The organism is Serratia sp. CY29653 (assembly GCF_052169255.1).
Taxonomy (GTDB): Bacteria; Pseudomonadota; Gammaproteobacteria; order Enterobacterales; family Enterobacteriaceae; genus Serratia; species Serratia sarumanii.
On sequence record NZ_JBJNLC010000001.1, the window covers coordinates 1,941,631 to 1,965,471 of the forward strand.

Here is a 23,841-nt window from a genome sequence, read left to right on the forward strand (position 1 = left end):
CGTGGTTTGCCGTTTAGCCGATATATTCCAGGCCGCCCATATAAGGACGCAGCACTTCAGGCACCTGAATGCGGCCGTCGGCCTGCTGGTAGTTTTCCAGCACCGCCACCAGCGTACGGCCAACCGCCAGGCCGGAGCCGTTCAGGGTGTGAACCAGACGCGGTTTCTTGTCGGCTTTGCTGCGGCAGCGCGCCTGCATGCGACGCGCCTGGAAGTCCCACATGTTGGAGCAGGACGAGATCTCGCGATAGGTATCCTGCGCCGGCAGCCACACTTCCAGATCGTAAGTTTTGCACGCGCCGAAGCCCATGTCGCCGGTGCACAGCAGCACCTTGCGGTAAGGCAGGTTCAGCAGCTGCAGCACTTTTTCCGCGTGGCCGGTCAGCTCTTCCAGGGCATCCATCGAATCTTCCGGACGAACGATCTGCACCATCTCGACCTTGTCGAACTGGTGCATGCGGATCAAACCGCGGGTGTCGCGGCCGTAAGAACCGGCTTCCGCGCGGAAGCATGGCGTGTGTGCGGTCATCTTCAGCGGCAGAGTTTCCTCTTCCACGATCTCGTCGCGCACCAAGTTGGTCAGCGGCACTTCCGCCGTTGGGATCAGCGCGTAGTTGCTGCTGTCGGCTTCTTCTTCCAGCGGACGGGTATGGAACAGGTCTTCGCCGAACTTCGGCAGCTGGCCGGTACCGTACAGCGTGGCGTGGTTAACCAGGTAAGGCACGTAGGCCTCCAGGTAGCCGTGCTGCTCGGTGTGCAGATCCAGCATGAACTGGGACAGCGCGCGGTGCATGCGGGCGATTTGCCCTTTCATCACCACGAAGCGCGAACCGGTCAGCTTAACCGCGGCGGCAAAATCCAGCCCGCCGGCCATTTCGCCCAGATCGACGTGATCGCGCACCGCGAAGTCGTACTGGCGCGGTTCGCCCCAGCGGGCAACTTCCAGGTTTTCGCTGTCGTCTTTACCATCCGGCACGGCGTCGTCCGGCAGGTTAGGCAGCGTCAGGGCGTAATCGCGGATCTCGCTCTGCAACGCATCCAGCGCCGCCTTGGCAGCATCCAGCTTGTCACCCAGCTCGTTCACTTCGCGACGCAGCGGCTCGATGTCTTCCCCACGCGCTTTGGCCGCGCCGATGGATTTCGATCGGGAGTTGCGTTCCGCTTGCAGCGTTTCAGTTTCTACCTGCAGAACTTTGCGACGTTCTTCCTGCGAACGCAGCAGATCCAGATCGAGTTTAAAGCCTCGGCGAGCCAGTTTGACGGCGACTGCGTCTAGCTCATTACGCAGCAGATTGGGATCGAGCATGCTAATCCTGTGCTTGTTGTTATTGAAAGAAGTGTTGTTGTTCTATGCGGCTGATTTATAGCCGCATAAAAGAAGAGTGATACCCGCTAACCTTACCGCAACGGCCTCGCTAGCGGTAGCGTTTTGTCGGGCTATTTTGATCCTGCTCAGCCAGCCATGCCAACTTTTCGCCGATTTTTCCTTCCAGCCCGCGCGAGGTCGGTTGATAGTAGCGCGTATGGGCCATTTCGGGCGGGAAATAGTTCTCGCCGGCGGCGTAGGCGTTGGGTTCGTCGTGGGCGTAGCGGTACTCCGCCCCCAGCCCCATTTCCTTCATCAGCTTGGTCGGCGCGTTGCGCAGGTGCTCCGGCACGTCATAATCGGCCTGCTCTTTGGCGTCGCGCATGGCGGCCTTGAACGCGGTGTAGACCGCATTGCTCTTCGGCGCGCAGGCCAGGTAGACGATCGCCTGCGCGATGGCGCGCTCGCCCTCCGCCGGCCCCACGCGGGTGAAGCAATCCCAGGCGGCGATCGCCACCTGCATGCCGCGCGGATCGGCGTTGCCCACGTCTTCAGAGGCAATCGCCAACAGACGGCGCGCCACGTAGAGCGGATCGCCGCCGGCGGTAATGATGCGCGCATACCAATACAGCGCGGCGTCCGGCGCCGAGCCGCGCACCGATTTATGCAGCGCGGAAATCAGATCGTAATAACGGTCGCCCTTATTGTCGAAGCGCGCGCTGCGCTCGCCCGACACCTCTTTCAGCAGCTCCGGCGTCAGCACCCGCACGCCTTTGGCGTCCAACTCCGCCATGTCGGCCATCATTTCCAGGCTGTTCAGCGCCCGGCGCGCGTCGCCGCCCACCAGCTCCGACAGCAGGCGGCGCGTTTCCGCCGGCAGCTCGATATTCTGGCCGCCAAAGCCGCGCGCCTTGTCGCCCATCGCCTGATCCAGCACCTGGCCGATATCTTCGGCGGTCAGCGCCTTCAGCAGGTAAACGCGGGCGCGGGACAACAGCGCCGAGTTCAGCTCGAACGACGGGTTTTCGGTGGTGGCGCCGATAAAGGTGATGGTGCCGTCTTCGATGTGCGGCAGGAAAGCGTCCTGCTGGCTCTTATTGAAGCGGTGCACTTCGTCGACGAACAGGATGGTGCGGCGGCCGGCGTCGCGATTTTGCCGCGCCCGCTCGATCGCCTCGCGGATCTCCTTGATACCGGAGGTCACGGCAGAGATCCGTTCGACATCCGCCTGGCCGTAACGGCCGATCAGTTCTGCCAGCGTCGTCTTCCCGGTGCCCGGCGGCCCCCATAAAATCATCGAGTGCAGTTGCCCGGCCTCAATGGCGCGCGGCAGCGGCTTGCCGGCGGCCAGCAGGTGCTGCTGGCCGATATACTGCGCCAGCGTGGTCGGCCGCATACGCGCGGCCAACGGCTGGAACTCGTTCTGGGAAAAATCGAGCGACAGATTATTACTCACTTGCACCTCACTGGCGCTGGTCGTCCAGCGTCACCCCCTTCGGCGGGGTAAATTTGAATTTGGCCGGATCGGCGGCGACGTTCTGCTGGCTTTTCAGCGTGTAGGAACTGCGCTGACCGTCCTGCTCCACCGCGGCGAAGCTGCGGATGGTGCCGCTGTTGGTCACGCTGATGGCGAACTGCTTCAGGTTGCCGCTGGCGGACTTCGGCGTCAGCTCGAAATCATCGCCCTTTTGCTTCACGTTGTACTGTTTCCAGTCGCTGGCATTATTGCGGGTGATCAGCATAAACGGCGTATTGCCGGTGGCGTTCTTCAGCCAGGTCGCCGTCACCTGCTCGACGAATGGGTTATAGAACCACAGGGTTTGGCCATCGGAGACCAGCACGCTCTCATCGGGTGACGTCATGTGCCAGTTGAACAGGTTCGGCCGCTTCACCCACAGCTCGCCTTCCCCCTGTTGCACCGCGGCACCGTCGGCGCTGGTCACGGTTTGCGAGAAGCTGGCGTGGAAACTGTTCACCTTCGCCAGGCGACTTTGCAGATCCTGTGCGGCGTCGGCCAGCACGGAGGTAGAAGCGAATCCCGAAAGCAGACAGCAGGCAACTAACAGTTTTTTCATTATTCCAGATACCTTATGAAATGCGTTAACCGCAGGGCGACGCCGTGCGGGTCAAATCAACCCTTTACCCGGTTACTTTACCCGAAGCCGGCGATCGGCCGGTAGGCCAATGTTCCGAGAAGAAACGGGTTTACGCTTCTTTGCACAAGGGCCGCTTAAGCGGCCCTTTCTTATTGAATTGCAATGGCTAAACGACCATCAATCGTGCCGCGGCGGCGCCAGCACCTCGCGGTTGCCGTTGTGCCCCTGCTCGCTGACGATGCCCTGCGCTTCCATCTGTTCGATGATGCGCGCCGCGCGGTTATAGCCGATACGGAACTGGCGCTGCACGCCGGAGATGGAGGCGCGGCGTTTGTCCACCACGAAATCCACCGCCTGGTCAAACAGCGGATCCAGCTCTTCGTCGCCGTCCATACCGCCGCCGGCACCGCCCTCGCCGTCTTCGCCGCCGCTGAGAATGCCCTCTTTATATTGGGGCCGCTCGCGCGCTTTCCAATCCTTGACCACCGCGTGCACTTCCTGATCGCGCACGAATGCGCCATGCACGCGCACCGGAATCGAGGAGTTCGGTGCCAGATAGAGCATATCGCCCATACCCAGCAAGGACTCGGCGCCCCCCTGATCGAGGATGGTGCGGGAGTCGATTTTGCTCGACACGGTAAAGGCGATACGCGTCGGGATGTTGGCCTTGATAAGACCCGTGATCACATCCACCGACGGACGCTGGGTCGCCAGCACCAGATGGATACCCGCCGCACGCGCTTTCTGCGCCAGGCGAGCGATCAACTCTTCGACCTTCTTGCCGACCGTCATGATCAGATCGGCGAATTCGTCGACCATCACCACGATGTACGGCTCTTTCTCCAACACCGGCGGCGTGATGTCCATGCTGTCGGTCGGCTTCCAGAACGGATCCGGGATCGGACGCCCCATCGCCTCGGCCTGATCGACGCGCTCGTTGTAGCCCGCCAGGTTACGCACGCCCAGGGCAGACATCAGCTTGTAGCGGCGTTCCATTTCCCCCACGCACCAGCGCAGCGCGTTGGCAGCGTCTTTCATGTCGGTGACCACATCGGTCAACAGGTGAGGAATGCCTTCGTAAACCGACAGCTCCAGCATTTTCGGGTCGATCATGATAAAGCGCACTTCTTTCGGCGTGGCTTTATACAGGATGCTCAGGATCATGGCGTTGACCCCGACCGACTTACCGGAACCGGTGGTACCGGCGACCAGCAAGTGCGGCATTTTGCCCAGATCGGCCACCACCGGTTCGCCGGAGATGTCCTTACCCAATACGATGGACAGCGGCGACGGGTTGTCACGGAAGGCCGGGCAATCCAGCACTTCGCGCAGGTACACCGTTTGCCGCTTGGCGTTCGGCAGCTCCAGACCGACGTAAGGCTTGCCGGGGATCACTTCTACCACGCGCACCGCCGACGTCGACAGCGAGCGTGCCAGATCGCGCGACAGGTTGGAAATGCGCGCCGCTTTAACGCCCGGCGCCAGATCCAGCTCGAAGCGGGTGATGACCGGCCCCGGCAGGATGTCTACCACGTCGGCTTTCACGCGGTAATCGGCCAGGCTGGCCTCCACCAGACGCGCCTTCTGTTCCAGCGCGAAGGAGTCGACCGGTTCTACCTCTTTCGGGGCCTCGGTCAGCAGATCCAGCGTCGGCAGCGGCGTGGTCGGCTTCTGCAGCGGCTGATCGTTGCGCATCAGGAACGGGTGAATCAAGCTGTCCATCGCCGGATGCTGCTCGGCCTGAGTTTGCTGAGGCTGCTGCTGCACCGGTTGCTGTGGCTGCTGATATGGCTGCGACGGCTGTTGATACTGCTGCTGCGACGGCTGTTGATACTGTTGTTGCTGCGGCTGCTGGTATTGCTGAGGCTGCGAGTGCGGTTGCTGAGGTTGGGCAACCGGCGCCGCAGGCTCAAACTGGCCGAACGGCACGTCGTCCTGTTGCTCGCTTTGCTGTTCAATGCGCTCTTCAAGCTGCGGAGACAGCGTGAACATCGGCTCGCTCGGGCCATCATCCACCAGATCCGCCATCGGCGAGAAGCTGAAAGCATTGCGGGTATCCACCGGGCTGGCGGCCGGCGCTTGCGGAGCAGGCGCTTGCTGGCCGTAGCGCTCCTGCTGCTGCTCGGCGAACGCCTGGCGCAGCGCGGCCTCTTGCAGCGCCTCTTCGTCGTCCTGTTGATAGCCTTCGCCGTAGCGTTGGTTCTGCTGCTCGGCAAACGCCTTGCTCAGCTCGGCTTCCTGCAGGGCGCTCTCGTCATCTTGTTGCTCCGGCGCGTAGCTTTCGCCGTAGCGTTGGCTTTGCTGCTCGGCAAACGCCTGACGCAGCGCGGCTTCCTGCAGCGCCTCTTCTTCCTGCGGGCTCACCGCCGTCGGCTGCTGAGGATCCGCCTGGCGCTGTTCCTGCTCGGCCGCACGCTGCGAAGGCAGCTTGATGCCGTAAGAAGCCAGCTCGCGACGGGTCGGGATGCGCACCGGGTTCGGCCGCGGCAGCTCAGGGCCGATGCCCTGCTTAACCTGCGGATTGCCGTCGCTGGTGGCCGTGAAGGCCGGCATAAAGGTCGCCGCTGCGGCGCCCGCTGCGGCAGCGGCTGCCGTATCCAGGTGTGGCTTGGCACCGGTAGCGCTGAAACCACCCGCTCCGCTGACGTCGGCGCTGTCGCGCTGCGCGGCGGTAAAATCAAAGGGAGAACGCGCCGGCGGCTGCGGCGCAGCCGGCTCTTGCCAATTGCCGAGACGCGGCTCATCGTCATCCTGATAAGGATCGACAGGACGCGTCGCCTTCGGTGCAGGCGTTTCTTCCGGAATTTCGAAGGAGTACAGCGGCGGCGTGGCGTCTTGCGCCGGGGCGCTCACCGGGTGCTGATTGACCGAGGCCGGCGCGGCCGGCGCCACCGTTACCGACGGCGCCTGAGCGGCGATCGGCGCTGCAACGGGCTCGTGGATCGCTGCCTTCACCGCCGGTGCAGGCGAAACCACCGGCGCGATTGGCGCGGCGTCGGCTTCAACCTCACCATCATCGGCTCGCAGGCCGCTGAGCAACGGATCGGCGGCGTCTTCCGCCGCCTCTTTGGCGCTTTCAGTGACCGAAGGCGCAGAGAACAACACGTCGTCATCGGCGGCCGCGGCTCCGGCGGCGGTCGCGGCAACCGCTGCGGCGGCGCCCTTCCCTGCCTGCTCAGGCTCGTCGTCAACGTAACGCTCGTCATCCTCGAAATAACGCGCTTCGCGACGCGAACGGTTGGTCATGAAGGTCGCGACGCCCAGCACCGCCCCGCCGATCTTCTCGGCGATCACCAGCCAGGACCAGCCGGTAAACAGCGTCAGCCCCGCCGCCCACACGCACAGCAGCGCCAGCGTGGCGCCGATGCCGTTGAACCATGGCAACATGGCGTTGCTCAGCAGGCTGCCGATCACGCCGCCGGAAGCGAAGTAATAGAGATCGTCAACGTTCAGCGCCGCCAGCCCACAGGAGGTGAGCACTAACGCCAGGGTGCCGATCAGGCGCAGGGAGAGCGCGAAATAGTCGACGTAGTCTCTGTTGGCCCGTTGGCGATAGGCCGCCCAGCACAGAACCAGCATGATCGGCGGTATCGCGTAGGCGAGCACCCCGAAGGTGAAGAACAGCGTGTCGGCCAACCAGGCCCCAACACCGCCGCCCAAGTTGTGAATCGGCTCATGCCACGCGGTCTGCGACCAGCTTGGGTCAGACGGGTTGAAACTGACCAGCGCAGCCATGAGGTAAACGGCAAAAATCGCTACCACGATAAGCACAGCCTCCAGCAAACGCCGGCCACTGCTGAGTCTTTTCAGGGTAACTTCTTTATCTTCTGTATATTCCTGGCTCAAGAAAGGCTCTCCAGGTTCCTGTTAGCTGACATAGCAACAGCGCCGAGAAGCTTCCCCGGCGCCGAAACTGTATGAATAAACAGGAGTGTAACCAATTTAATCAGGTTTTGCACCTGCACCTTACCGTGTTTTGATAACCAGACGGTTACTCTGTTTCACTTCTTCCATCACTACGTAGGTACGGGTGTCGTTGACCCCCGGCAAACGCAGCAAGGTTTCGCCCAGCAGTTTACGGTAAGCCGACATGTCCGGTACGCGGGTTTTCAACAGGTAGTCGAAATCACCGGAAACCAGATGACACTCCTGAATCTCTTCAAGCTTCTGCACTGCCGAGTTGAATTGCTCAAACACATCCGGCGCGCCGCGGTTCAGCGTGATCTCCACGAAAACCAGCAGGGACGCATCCAGATAATGCGGGTTAAGCAATGCGGTATAGCCATGAATGAAACCCTGGCGCTCGAGACGGCGCACGCGTTCTAAACATGGTGTCGGGGATAACCCCACGCGCTTCGAAAGCTCGACGTTCGAAATACGCCCATCCTTCTGCAGCTCATTCAGGATGTTGCGGTCGATACGGTCAAGATCTTTACCCGGGCGTTTCTTGTTGTCTGCCATTATTATTGTCTCTCTTATTTTCTTCCGTGCACTTGCCACACCCTAGCCAACGTCAATGTGTAAGGGTTCGTTCCAAGCGAAGACCCGATGCCTGTCATATGCTTCTTCACTACCATCATTCCACGCCGCGCAGCCTGTCTGTCCAACCCCGCGCGGCGCCGGTAACGACGTTAAGGTCGAGAAAAAATCAGCAAACGCTTGCGCGCCCTGCTCCGCACATCCACCGCGCATTGCCGCCTCGCGGCGCAAATACGTACGATTTGCTGGTGTTACGGGGATAATTTCTTCTTCCTATGATGTTTTCGCAAATGCGCAGCGGATTGTCAAAGTAAAAGAAGCAAAATCAGAACAACGTACCGTCACGAAAAGTCTGCATCCCATTTTTGGTTATGAATCGCTGGCAGATAAACCCCGGCAGGGAGCGGCCTAAGTCGCAGAATGCGCCGTTTTTGCGCGCTTGGCGATTCAGCGGCCTAATGCGACTTTGATAAGGTAAATTTCTGCGTTCGGCGTACGATTTGCCGACAGCGGGTGCATTAATAGGCGACAACTATCATACAAATCGTTAACAACGTCGCCCGGCGCTTTTTTTACTGCGTCATTTTCCCTACAATCGGCTTCATTGTCCGCCATTGTGGAATAAAGAGGTTATTCATGGGCACGGCTAAACATAGCAAATTACTGATTCTGGGCTCCGGCCCGGCCGGTTACACTGCCGCCGTTTACGCGGCGCGCGCCAACCTGAGCCCGGTGCTGATCACCGGTATGGAACAAGGCGGCCAGCTGACCACCACCACTGAAGTGGAAAACTGGCCGGGCGACGCCGAAGGCCTGACCGGTCCGGCGCTGATGGAGCGCATGCGCGAGCATGCGGAGAAGTTCCAGACCGAAATCGTCTTCGATCACATCAACAGCGTCGATCTGCAGCAGCGTCCGTTCCGCCTGTTCGGCGACAGCGGCGAATACAGCTGCGACGCGCTGATCATCGCGACCGGCGCCTCCGCCCGCTATCTTGGCCTGCCTTCCGAAGAGGCCTTCAAGGGCAAAGGCGTTTCCGCCTGTGCGACCTGCGACGGCTTCTTCTACCGCAACCAGAAAGTCGCAGTGGTCGGCGGCGGCAACACCGCCGTTGAAGAAGCGCTGTACCTGTCCAACATCGCCGCCGAGGTTCACCTGATCCACCGCCGCGACAGCTTCCGCTCGGAGAAGATCCTGATCGACCGGCTGATGGAAAAAGTGAAAAGCGGCAACATCGTGCTGCACACCGACCATACGCTGGACGAAGTGCTGGGCGATGAAATGGGCGTGACCGGCGTGCGTATCCGCAGCACCAAAGCGGAAAACGAAACCCGCGAGCTGGAACTGGCCGGCGTGTTCATCGCCATCGGCCACAGCCCGAACACCGGCATCTTCGGCGGCCAGCTGGAGCTGGAAAACGGCTACATCAAGGTGCAGTCCGGCATTCACGGCAATGCGACCCAAACCACTATCCCCGGCGTGTTCGCCGCGGGCGACGTGATGGATCACATCTACCGCCAGGCGATCACCTCCGCCGGCACCGGCTGTATGGCGGCGCTGGACGCGGAGCGTTACCTGGACGGCATCGCCGGCGCAGAAGTCTGCTAAAACGTTCTCTTCATAAGCAAAAAGCGGCTCTCGAGCCGCTTTTTTTGTTTCCCCCCTCCGCACTCCCCTTCTCGCGTCTGTTATAGCCACATTTGGCCGCTTTATTATTTTCAGTCTGCCGGGTGACGAGGTAACATGGGGCCTCGCTTGTTTGTCGCCGATTGCGCCAAACACTATTATTTAACAGTACGTTAACCCAGCCCGTAACAAACGGGCGCCGGCGACGCAGACGCATATCTGATGAAAAAAACCAGACAGCAACAGTTAACCCGTTGGCTTAAAACCCAGAGTTCGTTAGCGCAGCGTTGGTTGCGCCTTTCTATGTTGTTGGGGCTGTTCAGCGGCCTGCTGATCGTGGCGCAGGCGTGGCTGTTGGCCAGCCTGCTGCACGCCCTGATCATCGAGCATACCCCACGCGAACAGCTGATCCCTTCGTTTATCTGGCTGGCCGCCGCGTTCGCGCTGCGGGCGCTGTTAAGCTGGCTGCGGGAACGGGTCGGTTTCCGGTGTGGCCAGGTGATCCGCCAGCGCATGCGCCAACAGGTGCTGGATAAGCTGCAGCAGCTCGGGCCGGCCTGGATCCAGGGCAAACCGGCGGGCAGTTGGGCCAGCATCATCGTCGAGCAGATCGAGGATATGCAGGACTATTACTCGCGCTATCTGCCGCAGATGTATCTGGCGGTCTTCATCCCGCTGCTGATCCTGATCGCCGTCTTCCCGATCAATTGGGCCGCAGGCATCATTCTGCTGGCGACCGCGCCGCTGATCCCGCTGTTCATGGTGCTGGTCGGCATGGGGGCCGCCGACGCCAACCGCCGCAACTTCGTGGCGCTGGCGCGATTGAGCGGCAACTTCCTCGACCGCCTGCGCGGCCTGGACACCCTGCGGCTGTTCGGCCGCGCGCAGGCCGAAACCGCGCAGATCGCCAAATCTTCCGAAGACTTCCGCAGCCGCACCATGGAAGTGCTGCGCATGGCCTTCCTCTCTTCCGGCGTGCTGGAGTTCTTCGCTTCGATCTCCATCGCCGTGGTGGCGGTGTACTTCGGCTTTTCCTACCTCGGCGAACTCAACTTCGGCAGCTACGGCCTCGGCGTAACGCTGTTTTCCGGTTTTCTGGTGTTGATTCTGGCGCCGGAGTTTTTCCAACCGCTGCGCGATCTCGGCACCTTCTACCATGCCAAGGCGCAGGCGGTCGGCGCGGCGGAAGCGCTGGAAACCTTCCTCAGCGCCGAAGGCGAGCAGATGGGCAACGGCACGCGGCAACTGCCCGCCGATCAACCGCTGACGCTGCAGGCGAACGCGTTGGAAATCCTGTCGCCGAACGGCGTGCTGCTGGCCGGGCCGCTGAACTTCACCCTGCAACCACAGCAGCGCGTGGCGCTGGTCGGGCTGAGCGGCGCCGGCAAAAGTTCACTGCTCAATCTGCTGCTCGGCTTCCTGCCCTATCGCGGATCGCTGACCGTCAACGGCGTCGAGCTGCGTGACCTGTCCGCAGAAAACTGGCGCCAGCAGCTGAGCTGGGTCGGTCAGAACCCGCACCTGCCGGCGCAAACCCTGCGCGCCAATATCCTGCTGGGCTGCCCGCTGGCCGACGAAGCGCAGCTGCAGCAGGCGGTGGAACACGCCTACGTCAGCGAATTGCTCCCTTATCTGCCGCAGGGGCTCGACACCGAAGTGGGCGACAACGCCGCCCGCCTGTCGGTCGGCCAGGCGCAGCGCGTGGCGGTCGCCCGGGCACTGATCGGCCCGCGCCGCCTGCTGCTGCTGGATGAACCGGCCGCCAGCCTCGATGCCCACAGCGAGCAGCGGGTGATGCAGGCGTTGAACGCCGCTTCGCATCAGCAAACCACCCTGCTGGTGACGCACCAGTTGGAAGACACCGAAGACTACGATCAGATTTGGGTGATGGATAACGGGCGCATCGTGCAACAGGGCGATTACGCCACCCTCAGCGCCCAGCCGGGCCTGTTCGCCACTCTGATCGCCCATCGCCGCGGGGAGCTTTAATCATGCGCGTTTTGCTGCCGTTTTTGGCGTTGTACCGCCGCCATAGCCTGCTGATTAGCCTCGGCATCCTCTTGGCGATCGTCACTCTGCTGGCCAGCATCGGCCTGCTGGCGCTCTCCGGCTGGTTCCTGGCCGCCTCGTCGCTGGCCGGACTGGCGGGCCTGCTGACCTTTAACTACATGCTGCCGGCCGCCGGCGTGCGCGGCGCGGCGATCTTCCGCACCGCCGGGCGCTATGCCGAGCGCGTGGTCAGCCACGACGCCACCTTCCGCGTGCTGTCGCATCTGCGGGTGTTCACCTTCAGCAAGATCCTGCCGCTGACGCCGGGCGGCATCGCCCGTTTCCGCCAGGCCGAGCTGCTCAACCGCCTGGTGGCGGACGTGGACACGCTGGATCATCTTTATCTGCGGGTGATCTCGCCGCTGATCAGCGCAGCGGTGGTGATCCTGGTGGTCACCTACGGCCTGAGCTGGCTGGATCCTGCGCTCGCCCTGACGCTGGGCGGCATCCTGTTGCTGTTGTTGCTGCTGGTGCCGCCGGTGTTTTATTGCGCCGGCAAGCCGATCGGCGGCCAGCTTACCGCGCTGCGCGGCCAATACCGCACCGACATGACCGCCTGGCTGCAGGGGCAGGCGGAGCTGGTGGTGTTCGGCGCCGTCAACGACTTCCGCCAGACGCTGAACGCCACCGAACAGCGGTGGCAACGCCGCCAGTGGCAGCAGGCCTCGCTGAGCGGCAAGGCGCAGGCGCTGATGATCCTCGCCAGCGGGCTGACGGTAACGCTGCTGCTGTGGCTGACCGCCGCCGGCATCGGCGGCGATACCCAGCCCGGCGCGCTGATCGCGCTGTTTGTCTTCGCCGCGCTGGCGTCGTTCGAAGCGCTGATGCCGGTCGCCGGCGCCTTCCAGCACCTCGGCCAGGTCATTGCCTCCGCCACGCGGGTCAAGCAGATCATCGATCGTCAGCCGGAGGTCACCTTCCCGGCCGCCGGCCCGGCCGCCGCCGATCGGGCTCAGCTTAGCCTGCAACAGCTGAGCTTCACCTACCCCGACCAACCGCAGCCGGTGCTGCGCGACGTCACGCTCGAGGTCGCGGCCGGCGAACACATCGCTTTGCTCGGCCGCACCGGCTGCGGCAAGTCCACCCTGCTGCAGTTGCTGACCCGCGCCTGGCGCACCGACGGCGGAAAAATTCTGCTCAACGGCGAACCGCTGGAGGATTATGATGAAGCCACGCTGCGTCGGATGAGCACGGTCGTCAGCCAGCGGGTGCATATCTTCAGCGATACGCTGCGGGAAAACCTGCGGCTGGCCGCGCCGGATGCCGACGACGCTCGCCTGAGCGAGGTGCTGCGACAGGTGGGGCTGGATAAATTGCTGGACAGCGACGGCGGGCTGAACGCCTGGCTGGGCGAAGGCGGCCGGCAGCTGTCCGGCGGCGAACAGCGCCGCCTGGGCATCGCCCGCGCGCTGCTGCACCCGGCCCCGCTGCTGCTGCTCGACGAACCGACCGAAGGGCTGGACGCCGAAACCGAGCAGCAGATCCTGGCGCTGCTGCGCCGGCATTGTCAGGGTAAGACGCTGATCCTGGTGACGCACCGTCTGTACGGCCTGGAGCATCTCGACCGCATTTGCGTAATGGACGACGGCCGGATTGTCGAACAGGGCGATCACGCCACCCTGATGCGCCGGCAGGGCCGCTATGCCCGCTTTCGCAACCGTATCAGCAACCTGGCGCCGTAATCGGCCCGTAGAGGACGCAGAGACCCCGTATGCGCATCGTGAAGCTTTCCCCACAGTCGCTGGCGTTCCCCTCGCCTGAAAGCGCCCTGCGCGACCCTAACGGCCTGCTGGCTATCGGCGGCGACCTGACGGCGCCGCGGCTGCTGGCGGCCTACGAGCGCGGCATCTTCCCCTGGTATTCGCCGGGGGAAGCCATCCTGTGGTGGTCGCCCGATCCGCGTGCGGTGCTGTTCCCGACAGAGTTTCATCTCAACCGCAGCCTGAAACGCTTTTTGCGCCACGATCCGTTTCGCATCACGCTCAATCACGACTTCGCCGCGGTGATCGCCGCCTGCGCCCACCGGCCGGATGAAGGCACCTGGATCGGCCCGGAGGTGCAGCGCGCCTATCAGCATCTGCACCGCCTCGGCTACGCGCACTCGGTGGAGGTATGGCAGGATAATCAACTGGTCGGCGGCATGTATGGCGTGGCGCAGGGCGCGTTGTTCTGCGGCGAATCGATGTTCAGCCGCGTCACCAACGCCTCAAAATGCGCATTGATGGCCTTTTGCCGCCATTTTGCCGCTTATGGCGGGGAATTGATTGACTGCCAGGTGCTGAACGCTCACACTGCCCGCCTTGGCGCGCGTGAAATTCCGCGCCGTCAATTTTTGCAGCAGCTCAGCACCCTTCAACGGCGGCCTTTGGTGCCGGCGTGCTGGGAGCCGCAAGTCATATCCCCACAGCCGGCTGAACCGCCCTCTCCAGTAAACTAATTGGTGGAAACGGTGCAATGTTCACCGACACATCTTTACATAATGGGGGTTTTTCGGCATTATCTTGCCGGTTAAAAACTAAGGTAGTTAGACCTAGAGGATTCGATGGCCAAAGAAGACAATATTGAAATGCAGGGCACCGTTCTTGATACGCTGCCGAACACCATGTTCCGCGTTGAATTGGAAAACGGGCACGTGGTAACCGCACACATCTCCGGTAAAATGCGTAAAAACTATATCCGCATCCTGACGGGCGACAAAGTCACTGTAGAGCTGACCCCGTACGACCTGAGCAAAGGCCGCATTGTCTTCCGTAGCCGTTAATCGGCTCACCGCGCGCCACACGTTGGCGGCATCGAGGATGTAATCCCTCGGGAGCCCTTTCCGTTTACCCCCGCAGCGACGTTACACAACGGGTTGCAGGTGCGCAGGTAAACTGAGAGGGCTCACTCGTTTCTGTTGTACGGTGAATCTCACCCATAAAAAAAGCGATGCCGAAGCATCGCTTTTTCTTTGCCTGAAGGCGGCCTTAGTGCACCGCGCCCTCGTCCGCCTTGCGCTTGGCGGCGCTGAGGAAGTGGTAGGTCAGCTGTTTCTTGTCCTTGTCCAGCTCGACCTTCACGGAGCCGCCGTCCACCAGCGAGCCGAACAGCAGTTCGTTGGCCAACGGTTTCTTCAGATTTTCCTGCATGACGCGCGCCATCGGACGAGCGCCCATCGCGCGGTCGTAGCCCTTCACCGACAGCCAGTCGCGCGCTTCGTCGCTCACTTCCAGCGAGACGCCCTTCGCATCCAGCTGCGCCTGCAGTTCGACGATAAACTTGTCGACCACCTGCTGGATCACCTCGGTAGACAGATGGTTGAACCAGATGATGTTGTCCAGACGGTTGCGGAACTCCGGCGTAAACACCTTCTTGATCTCTTCCATCGCGTCGGTGCTGTTGTCCTGCTGCACCAGGCCGATCGATTTGCGTTCGGTTTCCCGCACCCCGGCGTTGGTGGTCATCACCAGGATCACGTTGCGGAAGTCCGCCTTGCGGCCGTTGTTGTCGGTCAGCGTGCCGTTGTCCATCACCTGCAGCAGCAGGTTGAACACGTCCGGGTGCGCCTTCTCGATCTCATCGAGCAGCACCACCGCATGCGGATGCTTGATCACCGCATCGGTCAGCAGCCCGCCCTGATCGTAACCAACATAGCCCGGAGGCGCGCCAATCAGACGGCTGACGGTATGCCGCTCCATGTACTCGGACATGTCGAAACGCAGCAGCTCGATATCCATCGCCTTGGCCAACTGTACGGTGACCTCGGTTTTCCCGACCCCGGTCGGCCCGGCGAACAGGAAGGAACCGACCGGCTTGCGCTCGTGGCCCAGGCCGGCGCGGCTCATCTTGATCGCTTCGGTCAGCGCTTCGATCGCCTGATCCTGGCCGAACACCAGCATCTTCAGGCGATCGCCCAGGTTTCTCAGCACGTCGCGATCGCTGGCCGACACGGTTTTCTCCGGGATGCGAGCGATGCGCGCCACCACGGATTCGATATCGGCCACGTTGACGGTTTTCTTGCGCTTGCTGGCCGGCATCAACCGGCTGCGGGCGCCCGCCTCGTCGATCACGTCGATCGCCTTGTCCGGCAGATGACGATCGTTGATGTATTTCACCGACAGCTCCACCGCGGCGCGGATCGCCTTGGCGGTATAACGCACGTCGTGGTGCGCTTCATACTTGGTCTTCAGGCCGTTGATGATCTGAACGGTCTCTTCCGCCGTCGGTTCGGTGATGTCAATCTTCTGGAAACGGCGCGCCAGGGCACGATCCTTTTCGAAGATGTTGCTGAACTCCTGGTAGGTGGTCGAGCCGATCACCCGGATCTTGCCGCTCGACAGCAGCGGTTTGATCAGGTTGGCGGCATCCACCTGCCCACCGGAAGCCGCGCCGGCGCCGATGATGGTGTGAATTTCATCGATGAACAGAATGCTGTTCTGATCCTGCTCCAGCTGCTTGAGCAGCGCCTTGAAGCGCTTCTCGAAGTCGCCGCGGTATTTGGTGCCGGCCAGCAGTGAACCGATGTCCAGCGAATACAGCGTGCACTCCGCCATCACTTCCGGCACGTCGCCCTGCACGATACGCCAGGCCAGGCCCTCGGCGATGGCGGTCTTGCCGACGCCGGATTCGCCGACCAGCAGCGGGTTGTTTTTACGACGGCGGCACAGCACCTGAATCGCGCGCTCCAGCTCACGATCGCGGCCGATCAACGGATCGATGCCGCCCACACGGGCCAACTGATTGAGGTTGGTGGTGAAGTTTTCCATACGGTCTTCCCCTCCGGACTGCTCTTCGTTCACCGGGTTTTCCGCATTCGGCGCTTGGCCCGGCTCGTCTTTACGCGTGCCATGTGAAATGAAGTTCACCACGTCGAGACGGCTGACGTCGTGTTTGCGCAGCAGATAGGCCGCCTGCGACTCCTGCTCGCTGAAGATGGCCACCAACACGTTGGCGCCGGACACTTCGCTGCGGCCGGAAGATTGCACATGGAAGACCGCGCGCTGCAGCACGCGCTGGAAGCTGAGCGTCGGCTGAGTGTCGCGCTCTTCTTCGCCGGCGGGCAGCGTCGGTGTGGTTTGTTCGATGAAGGCTTCCAGCTCCTGGCGCAACGCGGCCAGATCCACCGTACATGCCTCAAGCGCTTCTCGCGCGGCAGGGTTGCTCAGCAACGCCAGCAACAGGTGCTCCACGGTCATAAACTCGTGTCTGTGCTCACGCGCCCTGGCGAAAGCCATGTTGAGACTGAGTTCCAGTTCTTGATTGAGCATAAGCACCTCCCCAATAGATTGCCTTATTCAGGCTTTTTCCAGCGTACAAAGCAACGGATGCTCGTTCTCCCTTGCGTACCGGTTCACATGGACGACTTTGGTTTCCGCCACCTCGGCGGTAAAAACACCACAGATCGCCTTGCCTTGATAGTGGACCGTGAGCATCAGTTGCGTTGCGCGTTCAATATCATAAGAAAAGAACTTTTGCAGAACGTCAATCACAAATTCCATCGGTGTGTAATCGTCGTTGTTAAGTATAACTTTATACATAGACGGCGGTTTTACCGCATCGATTTGTTTTTCTTCGGCCAAGTGTTCAAAGTTTAGCCAGTCGTTGTTATTGCCCATCGCTGCTCATCTTCTCTGCTCTGCCCTCAGATATGGGGGCAGGTTTCGGTTATTCAAAGTGGGGATAGTTACTATTTTATCATCTTCGGCTTCGTCCCGCCGCACTGTAACGTGCGCAAAAAAACGGGCCAATTGTGACTGAATCGTGGCAATAGCGTTACCTGCTTCAAACTTTGGTGAACTGCTCCCCGCCGACAAAAGCCGATCCCTTGACGCCCCGATCATTTGCTCTAGAGTGTAAATTCGTGGCTGGTGGTCTTTTAACCACCCCTTGTCCACCCTGCTACCCGCCCACGGCGGGTGCGAAATCAGTTATTCATCTCACTTAAAATAGCGTTGCGAGGGATGTAAAAGCATGGAGACGGGTACTGTTAAATGGTTTAACAACGCCAAAGGTTTTGGCTTCATCTGCCCAGCCGGCGGCGGCGAAGATATTTTCGCGCATTATTCCACCATCAAGATGGATGGTTACAGAACGTTGAAGGCGGGCCAGCAGGTCAGCTTCGACGTGCATCAAGGGCCGAAAGGGAACCATGCCAGTCTTATTGTGCCGGTGGAAAGCGAGGCGCTGTCCTAAACGCTTCCGGCAAAGTCGCGCTGCACTGAGCGTGACTGCGATAAAAATGCCAGCCGCCGTGTGACTGGCATTTTTTATGCCTGTTACCTACTCGCGCGCCAGCGCATCGATCGGATTCAGCCGCGCGGCATTGCGCGCCGGCAGATAGCCGAACACCACGCCGATGCCGGTGGAACAGAGGAACGCACTCAGCAACGCCGCCGGCGGGAAGCTGATCTGCCAGCCCGGCAATACCAGCTGCACCGCCAGGCCGATGGCGAACGACAGCGTAATCCCCAGCGCGCCCCCCACCAGGCAGACCAGAACCGCCTCGATCAGGAACTGCTGCAACACGTCGCCGGAACGGGCACCCACCGCCATGCGGATGCCGATCTCGCGCGTGCGTTCGGTCACCGACACCAGCATGATGTTCATCACGCCGATGCCGCCGACCACCAGCGAAATCACCGCCACCAGCGTCAGGAACAGCTGCAGCGTGCGGGTGGTTTTCTCGGCGGTTTGCACCAGGCTGTCCATGTTATAGGTGAAGAAGTCCTTCTTGCCGTGGCGCAGCGTCAACAGGCGCGACAGCTGCTGTTCCGCTTCCTTGCTGTCGTAGCCGTCGCGGATGCGCACGGTGATCGAGTCAAAATAATTGTTGCCCATCAATCGGTTGGCCATGGTGCTGTAAGGCACCCACACGTTCAGCGTCTTGCTGCTGCCGAACATCGACTGCTTCTCCTTGGCCACGCCGACCACCGTCGCCGGCATGTTGCCTACCAGGATCACCTCGCCCACCACGTTCTTCTGGTGCGGGAACAGCCGCCGCTGGGTATTGGCGTCGATCACCACCGTCTGCGCCTGCGACTGCACCTGCATCGAGTCGATGCCGACGCCCTGGGTAAAGCTCATGCCGTACACGCGGAAGAACTGCTCGCTGACGCCGTTGACGTTGGCCGCCGCGTCGACGTTGCCCAAGCGCAGCCGCATGCTGCTGCTGATGCTCGGCGACAGCGCGCTGATGTACGGCTGTTCGCGCAGCGCATCGAGATCGCCGTATTTCAACGATTGCCGGTAGGTCGGATCGTCATCGCCGAAGTCCTTGCCGGGATAGATATCGACGGTGTTGGTGCCGATAGATTTAATGTCCGCCAGCACCATCTGCTTGGCGGCGTCGCCGATCACCAGGATCGACACCACCGAGGCGATGCCGATAATGATGCCGAGCATGGTCAGCGCGGTGCGCATCTTGTTGGCCGCCATCGCACGCCAGGCCATCACCAGCGCCTCGCGGAAACGGCCGCCCACCTGCCGCCAGGAAGCCGCCGCCGCGGCCAGCGCCAACGGCTTGGCCTGCGCATTCTCCTGCGGTGCCGGACGCGAATCGGCGATAATCTCGCCGTCGCGGATCTCGATGATCCGCTCCGCCTGGCGCGCTACCGCCGGATCGTGGGTCACCAGGATCACCGTGTGGCCCTGGGCGCACAGCTGTTTGAGGATCGCCATCACCTCTTCGCCGGAGTGGCTGTCGAGCGCGCCGGTCGGTTCATCCGCCAGGATCACCTGCCCGCCGTTCATCAGCGCGCGGGCGATGCTGACGCGCTGCTGCTGGCCGCCGGAAAGCTGGCTCGGCCGGTAGTTGACGCGCTCCCCCAGCCCCAGACGCCGCAACAGCGCCTCCGCCCGCTCGCGCCGCGCCGCTTTGCCCAGCCCCGCGTACACCGCCGGCACTTCGACGTTGTGCGCCGCGCTCAGGTGCGGCAGCAGATGATAGCGCTGAAAGATAAAGCCGAAATGCTCGCGCCGCAGCTGCGCCAGCGCATCGTCGCTCAGCGTCGCCACATCCTGCCCTGCCACCCGATACACGCCGGCGCTCGGCTTGTCCAGACAGCCGAGAATGTTCATCAGCGTCGATTTGCCGGAGCCGGAGGCCCCCATGATCGCCACCATTTCACCGGCGTCGATGCTCAGGCTGATCCCCTTCATCACCTCCACCGTCTGCTCGCCGGAACGGTAGCTGCGGCGGATGCCGCTCAGCTGCAACAGCGCCGCCATCAGCCGGCCTCCACGCCGCCGCGGCTGACGATCACCTCATCGCCCGCCTCGAGGCCGCTGAGGATCTGCACGTCGATATTGTTGCGCAGGCCGATGGCCACCTCGCGCTTCTCTTCCTTGCCCTGCTTCAGCACCGAGACGTGGTAGCGATTGTCGGCGATCTGATCGCCCAGCGCCGCCAGCGGGATCACCAGCGCCTGCTCGACGCCGGCCAACTGAATATGCACCTGCGCCGTCATTTGCAAGCGCAGCAGCCTTTCCGGGTTGGGCACTTCGAAACGCGCATAATAGAAGATGGCGTTGTTGACCTTTTCCGGCGTCGGCTGAATGTCTTTCAGCACGCCGTCGAAGCGCCGGGTCGGATCGCCCAGCACCGTGAACCAGGCCTTCTGACCCGGCTTAAGGTTGATGACGTCGGCCTCCGACACCTGCGCCTTCACCAGCATGGTGCCGAGATCCGCCAGCGTCAGAATGTTCGGCGCCTGCTGCGCCGCGATCACCGTCTGGCCCTGCAGCGTGGTGATCTGCACCACGTCGCCATCCATCGGCGCCTCGATGCGGGTATAGGCCAGGTTGATCTTGGCGGTATCCAGGCTGGCCTGGTTCCGCGCGATCTGCGCATTGATGGTGCCCACCTGCGCTTTCTTCACCGCCAGCTGCGTCGCCGCCTGATCCAGATCCTGGCGCGACACCGCCTGCAGCTTGGCCAACGCCTGGTTGCGCTGCAGCGTGACCGCCGCCAGCTGCTGTTCGGCCTGCGCCTGCAGCAGTTGCGCATGCAGTTCACGCAGCGTCGCCTCGCCTTCGCGGATGCTGTTCTGCGCCTGTTGCGGATCGATAACGCCCAGCAACTGGCCTTTCTTCACCTTGTCGCCGATCTCGACATACAGCTTTTCCAACTGCCCGCTGACCTGCGCGCCGACGTCAACCTTGCGCACCGCGTCCAGCTGGCCGGTCGCCAACACGTTCTGCTGCAGATCGCGTTTGCTGGCTTTCACCGTTTTGAAATCGGTTGGCGCCGGATGGCGAAAGTGCCAAACGGCCGCCGCGGCAAGCGCCGCAATGACCGCCAGAACGAGTATCCAGCGGCGTTTATGTCCTGTAAACCCTGTCAAAATTGACCTGCCTGTGCTTGTGAATATCAACCGCCCATTGCGGCGGCGGAGCTAAATTAGCACGCACCGTAGGGAATAACTAAACCTTAGCTCAACACAATGTGGAGACACGCCTGGTTACAGTTCAGCATTGAACTCCCGTTTAGTGAAGCCTTGATGAAATAGCGCCATTCAATACAGCCAAGGATTTCATCATGTCACAGCTCAGCTACCCACTCGCCTCCGCCCGGCCGCTTAACGGCTGGCAACTGATGACGGCGCTGATCAATGGCGAAAAGGCGCCAAGCAACGCCTGGAAAAAGCCCGCGTTTCGCCTGAAGTTTCTCGGCCGTTCGCTGCTCAACTGGCGCACCACCAGCGGCCTGCTCAGCACCCTGGCCAGCAACCCGCTGCTGGAGGAGATCCTGAGCGCGCAGCCGAACCTGCCGTGCAAACTGCATCGCCCGTACCTGGCGGCCAACATGAGCAAGATCGAATGCCTGTTCGCCCTGCGCGATCATTACGATCTTATCGCACAGCGCATGCCGCTGAAGATGCGCCTCGGCCACCTCGGCCCGCAGCCTTTCGTGCTGGCCCGCGCGATGGGCAAAAACGGAGCGCCGATCGCGCTGGAACTGGCGGCGATCGACAAGCTGAATAAGGAAGGGGAAGCCACGCTGCTGCTGCGCAACGCCAACGGCGTGATGCTGGCGGAGATCACCTTTGCGCTGATGCATTATCAGCAGCAGCCGACGCTGTTCATCGGCGGCCTGCAGGGCGCAAACCATGAGGTGCCGCACGCCGAGATCCAGCACACCACCAAAGAGTGCCACGGCCTGTTCCCCAAACGGCTGGTGCTGGAAGGCATCTGCACGCTGGCGCGGCACCTCGGCATCCGCCAGATCGTGGCGGTCGGCAACGCCACCCATATCTATCAAAACTGGCGTTACCAGAGTAAGAAGAAGGACCAACTGCACGCCGATTACGATCAGTTCTGGCTGTCGATGGGCGCCAAACCGCTCGACAGCGGCTATTTCCTGCTGCCCGAGCGCATCGCCCGCAAGCCGCTCGAAGAGGTTGCCAGCAAGAAGCGCGCCGAGTATCGCCGCCGCTATCAGCTGCTGGACGAGCTGGAACAGGGATTGGCGGCGCATTTCTGCGCCCGATAACGCCCGGTGGGCCGTCGTCAGTCCGCCCGGCCGCGCGCCAGCCAGATCACCCGTGAGAACATTTTCTTCAGCAGCGGCGGCACCGAGTCCGTGCCCCATTCGCCGGCCTGCATCGCGACCTCGATCGCCAGATCCGGCTTCGACGAGTGGTGGACCGCTTTCAGGATCACCTTACGCACCGGCATTTGCGCGTTGATCGGCACCGACGCCATCCGGTGATAGACCGGGCCGAACCCTTCGCGGAACATGAAGTGTTCCATATCCGGCGCCGGCAGCGCGGTCAGCCGATCGCGTTCGTTGTCTTCATGATTGTCCAGCAGGCTGCGCACGGTATTGGCGTACTTTTTGCCCGCCTCATCGCCGTCCACCAGCGCATGCCACTCGATGCCCATGCGGCGGGCGAAGCGCAGCAGCGGCTTCAGGCCGCACTGGGCGAACTCGATGACCCGCACCCCTTCCGCCTCGAAATGGTAGCCGCACTGCCGCGCCAGCTCGTTCAGCAGCCACACTTCGGTCTCGCCCTCCACCAGCAGCCAGCAGCGGGCGAACAGCGACGACGGCCGGTTGAAACGGATGTGAAACGCGATGCGCCGCCCGTCTTCGGCGCTCAGCCCGCGCGGCCCGAGACGGTAGGTCGCGACCCGCCCCGACTCGCGCACCAGCCGGCAGACGTGCTCCACCGGCACCAGCGACACCAGTTCGCTGGAGTTGGTGGTGGTGATGCGCTGCAGCGGCAGCTGATTGAGCAGCCCCCAGGCCACCGACAGCATAATCGGGTGCAGACGAGTTTCCGGGTCTTCCACCAGCAGCAGCGGCCGTGCATGCGCATCCAGCTTAACGTCGCCCTTGGCCTGCAGCAGGGTGGAAAACATCCCCAGCAGGATCAGGCGCATGCTGCGGCTGTTCGGTTCGGCCACCATGCGGTTGATGCCGTCCAACGCACGCCAGGCATCCTGCTCCGGTTCGCCGCCGCGGCGGCGCGGCCGCGTCACCTGCGAACTTTGCTCAGCGAAGTAGTGCTCCAGCAGTTGCTGCATGGCCGCCAGCCCCTGACGCAGTTCGCCGTTGGTCAGCTTCTGCGGATTGCGCACCAGCTCGCGCGTCAGCTGATCCAACTGCTGCGCCAGCGCCTGGGTATCGGGTTTGCGTTCATCGCCGAGGCTGCTGGGGCGCAGGCGACGAATAAAGCGCGCGTCGCGCAGGCGCAATACCGGATGAATGCGGATGATGGCGTGGGCCAGCTGTTCGATATGGTGCAGTTGAAAGGCGTTGCCGTCGGCGTCGAGAAAACCGCGCCAGGTGCACACCGTGCCGTCGTCGGCCAGCTCGCCTTCGCAGCGGTAATGAATGCGGCTCAGGCCATCCTCGCCCTTGACCCACAGCGGCGTCAGGTGGCGATAGCGCGGCAGGTGCGCATGGCCGATGTCTTTTTCGCAGAAGGTGAACACCACCTGCAGGTGGCGCTCTTTGGCCGCCTCTTCTCCGGGCGGGAAATGGAAGTCGTGCGCCTCAAACCGATACAGCTTCTGCTCCGGCGCCAGCAGCAGCGTCAGCGCATCCAGCAGGCTGGATTTACCCCAGGCGTTTTCGCCGAGCAACAGCGTGTTGTCGTCCAGCATCAGGGACAGCCGATTAATGCCGCGAAAACCTACAATTTCGATACGCTCCAAGAACATCCGCCGCCTCCCGTGCGCGCCGTCGCCTCTTCAATGAGGAGACCTTCACAGAGCATGGTCAAAAAACCCCTTGCAGGTCAAGCGGCCAACGTCAAATCTGCCGCTTTACTCCGGCCGGGCTTTTGGTTAGCGTGTGCTCCT

The 23,841-nt window shown here is 62.0% G+C and carries 17 protein-coding genes; 7 read left to right on the forward strand and 10 right to left on the reverse strand.

Annotation, left to right across the window (positions count from 1 at the left end):
* Positions 1–13: 13 nt before the first annotated feature.
* From serS to lrp, 5 genes are all read right to left on the reverse strand, one after another.
* Positions 14–1,306: a serine--tRNA ligase gene (serS, locus tag ACJ8HN_RS09390; protein WP_033637847.1), complete on the reverse strand. Its 1,293-nt coding sequence runs from the start codon at positions 1,304–1,306 to the stop codon at positions 14–16.
* A 109-nt stretch (positions 1,307–1,415) separates the two neighbouring features.
* Entirely contained in the window at positions 1,416–2,702 is a 1,287-nt protein-coding gene (locus ACJ8HN_RS09395) for a replication-associated recombination protein A (RefSeq protein ID WP_048322053.1), read from the reverse strand.
* Positions 2,703–2,769: 67 nt separating this feature from the next.
* Positions 2,770–3,381 carry an outer membrane lipoprotein chaperone LolA gene (gene lolA / locus ACJ8HN_RS09400; protein WP_019454555.1) on the reverse strand — a complete coding sequence of 204 codons (612 nt, stop codon included), beginning with the start codon at positions 3,379–3,381 and terminating at the stop codon, positions 2,770–2,772.
* Positions 3,382–3,579: 198 nt separating this feature from the next.
* A complete protein-coding gene (locus ACJ8HN_RS09405; RefSeq protein WP_442523304.1) occupies positions 3,580–7,248 on the reverse strand; it encodes a DNA translocase FtsK 4TM domain-containing protein in 3,669 nt (1,222 codons plus the stop codon).
* 120 nt (positions 7,249–7,368) lie between these two features.
* A complete protein-coding gene (lrp, locus tag ACJ8HN_RS09410) occupies positions 7,369–7,863 on the reverse strand; it encodes a leucine-responsive transcriptional regulator Lrp (protein WP_004928318.1) in 495 nt (164 codons plus the stop codon).
* 654 nt (positions 7,864–8,517) lie between these two features.
* Here lrp and trxB point away from each other — a divergent pair.
* The 5 genes from trxB to infA all read left to right on the forward strand — a co-directional run bounded on the left by trxB (position 8,518) and on the right by infA (position 14,317).
* Positions 8,518–9,489, forward strand: a complete 972-nt coding sequence (trxB, locus tag ACJ8HN_RS09415) for a thioredoxin-disulfide reductase (RefSeq protein ID WP_033637844.1) — start codon at positions 8,518–8,520, stop codon at positions 9,487–9,489.
* A gap of 240 nt (positions 9,490–9,729) precedes the next feature.
* Entirely contained in the window at positions 9,730–11,496 is a 1,767-nt protein-coding gene (gene cydD / locus ACJ8HN_RS09420; RefSeq protein ID WP_101428010.1) for a heme ABC transporter permease/ATP-binding protein CydD, read from the forward strand.
* Between the two features lie 2 nt (positions 11,497–11,498).
* Complete coding sequence (cydC, locus tag ACJ8HN_RS09425; RefSeq protein WP_442523305.1) at positions 11,499–13,238, forward strand: heme ABC transporter ATP-binding protein/permease CydC; 1,740 nt, start codon at positions 11,499–11,501, stop codon at positions 13,236–13,238.
* Positions 13,239–13,267: 29 nt separating this feature from the next.
* Complete coding sequence (aat, locus tag ACJ8HN_RS09430; RefSeq protein ID WP_164098088.1) at positions 13,268–13,993, forward strand: leucyl/phenylalanyl-tRNA--protein transferase; 726 nt, start codon at positions 13,268–13,270, stop codon at positions 13,991–13,993.
* Between the two features lie 105 nt (positions 13,994–14,098).
* Positions 14,099–14,317, forward strand: coding sequence for a translation initiation factor IF-1 (infA, locus tag ACJ8HN_RS09435; RefSeq protein ID WP_002211347.1), 219 nt, complete (start codon positions 14,099–14,101; stop codon positions 14,315–14,317).
* Positions 14,318–14,522: 205 nt separating this feature from the next.
* Here the strand turns inward: infA and clpA are convergent, their stop codons facing one another.
* Together clpA and clpS are read right to left on the reverse strand one after the other, a co-directional pair.
* On the reverse strand, positions 14,523–16,802 hold the full coding sequence (gene clpA / locus ACJ8HN_RS09440) for an ATP-dependent Clp protease ATP-binding subunit ClpA (RefSeq protein ID WP_442523306.1): 2,280 nt from the start codon (positions 16,800–16,802) through the stop codon (positions 14,523–14,525).
* Positions 16,803–16,829: 27 nt separating this feature from the next.
* Positions 16,830–17,150: an ATP-dependent Clp protease adapter ClpS gene (gene clpS, locus ACJ8HN_RS09445; protein ID WP_004928347.1), complete on the reverse strand. Its 321-nt coding sequence runs from the start codon at positions 17,148–17,150 to the stop codon at positions 16,830–16,832.
* 355 nt (positions 17,151–17,505) lie between these two features.
* Between clpS and cspD the strand changes: the two genes are divergently transcribed.
* Positions 17,506–17,727 carry a cold shock-like protein CspD gene (gene cspD / locus ACJ8HN_RS09450; RefSeq protein ID WP_004928349.1) on the forward strand — a complete coding sequence of 74 codons (222 nt, stop codon included), beginning with the start codon at positions 17,506–17,508 and terminating at the stop codon, positions 17,725–17,727.
* Positions 17,728–17,814: 87 nt separating this feature from the next.
* On the opposite strand, the gene macB is transcribed toward cspD, so the two are convergent.
* Together macB and macA are read right to left on the reverse strand one after the other, a co-directional pair.
* Entirely contained in the window at positions 17,815–19,761 is a 1,947-nt protein-coding gene (macB, locus tag ACJ8HN_RS09455) for a macrolide ABC transporter ATP-binding protein/permease MacB (RefSeq protein WP_442523307.1), read from the reverse strand.
* Positions 19,761–20,876, reverse strand: a complete 1,116-nt coding sequence (gene macA, locus ACJ8HN_RS09460; protein ID WP_033637836.1) for a macrolide transporter subunit MacA — start codon at positions 20,874–20,876, stop codon at positions 19,761–19,763. Before macA ends, macB begins: the two co-directional genes overlap by 1 nt.
* A 194-nt stretch (positions 20,877–21,070) precedes the next feature.
* On the opposite strand from macA, the gene ACJ8HN_RS09465 reads away from it, so the two are divergent.
* A complete protein-coding gene (locus ACJ8HN_RS09465; protein ID WP_442523308.1) occupies positions 21,071–22,024 on the forward strand; it encodes a VirK/YbjX family protein in 954 nt (317 codons plus the stop codon).
* Between the two features lie 17 nt (positions 22,025–22,041).
* Here ACJ8HN_RS09465 and ACJ8HN_RS09470 read toward each other — a convergent pair whose 3' ends face one another.
* Complete coding sequence (locus ACJ8HN_RS09470) at positions 22,042–23,700, reverse strand: ATP-dependent endonuclease (RefSeq protein WP_033637834.1); 1,659 nt, start codon at positions 23,698–23,700, stop codon at positions 22,042–22,044.
* Positions 23,701–23,841 lie beyond the last annotated feature (141 nt).

Excerpts from the sequence above, each read along its gene's own strand:
- serS (WP_033637847.1), bottom strand. The coding sequence starts at position 1,306 with ATGCTCGATCCCAATCTGCTGCGTAATGAGCTAGACGCAGTCGCCGTC.
- ACJ8HN_RS09395 (WP_048322053.1), bottom strand. The coding sequence starts at position 2,702 with ATGCGGCCGACCACGCTGGCGCAGTATATCGGCCAGCAGCACCTGCTG.
- lolA (WP_019454555.1), bottom strand. The coding sequence starts at position 3,381 with ATGAAAAAACTGTTAGTTGCCTGCTGTCTGCTTTCGGGATTCGCTTCT.
- lrp (WP_004928318.1), bottom strand. The coding sequence starts at position 7,863 with ATGGCAGACAACAAGAAACGCCCGGGTAAAGATCTTGACCGTATCGAC.
- trxB (WP_033637844.1), top strand. The coding sequence starts at position 8,518 with ATGGGCACGGCTAAACATAGCAAATTACTGATTCTGGGCTCCGGCCCG.
- cydD (WP_101428010.1), top strand. The coding sequence starts at position 9,730 with ATGAAAAAAACCAGACAGCAACAGTTAACCCGTTGGCTTAAAACCCAG.
- cydC (WP_442523305.1), top strand. The coding sequence starts at position 11,499 with ATGCGCGTTTTGCTGCCGTTTTTGGCGTTGTACCGCCGCCATAGCCTG.
- aat (WP_164098088.1), top strand. The coding sequence starts at position 13,268 with ATGCGCATCGTGAAGCTTTCCCCACAGTCGCTGGCGTTCCCCTCGCCT.
- infA (WP_002211347.1), top strand. The coding sequence starts at position 14,099 with ATGGCCAAAGAAGACAATATTGAAATGCAGGGCACCGTTCTTGATACG.
- clpA (WP_442523306.1), bottom strand. The coding sequence starts at position 16,802 with ATGCTCAATCAAGAACTGGAACTCAGTCTCAACATGGCTTTCGCCAGG.
- clpS (WP_004928347.1), bottom strand. The coding sequence starts at position 17,150 with ATGGGCAATAACAACGACTGGCTAAACTTTGAACACTTGGCCGAAGAA.
- cspD (WP_004928349.1), top strand. The coding sequence starts at position 17,506 with ATGGAGACGGGTACTGTTAAATGGTTTAACAACGCCAAAGGTTTTGGC.
- macB (WP_442523307.1), bottom strand. The coding sequence starts at position 19,761 with ATGGCGGCGCTGTTGCAGCTGAGCGGCATCCGCCGCAGCTACCGTTCC.
- ACJ8HN_RS09465 (WP_442523308.1), top strand. The coding sequence starts at position 21,071 with ATGTCACAGCTCAGCTACCCACTCGCCTCCGCCCGGCCGCTTAACGGC.
- ACJ8HN_RS09470 (WP_033637834.1), bottom strand. The coding sequence starts at position 23,700 with ATGTTCTTGGAGCGTATCGAAATTGTAGGTTTTCGCGGCATTAATCGG.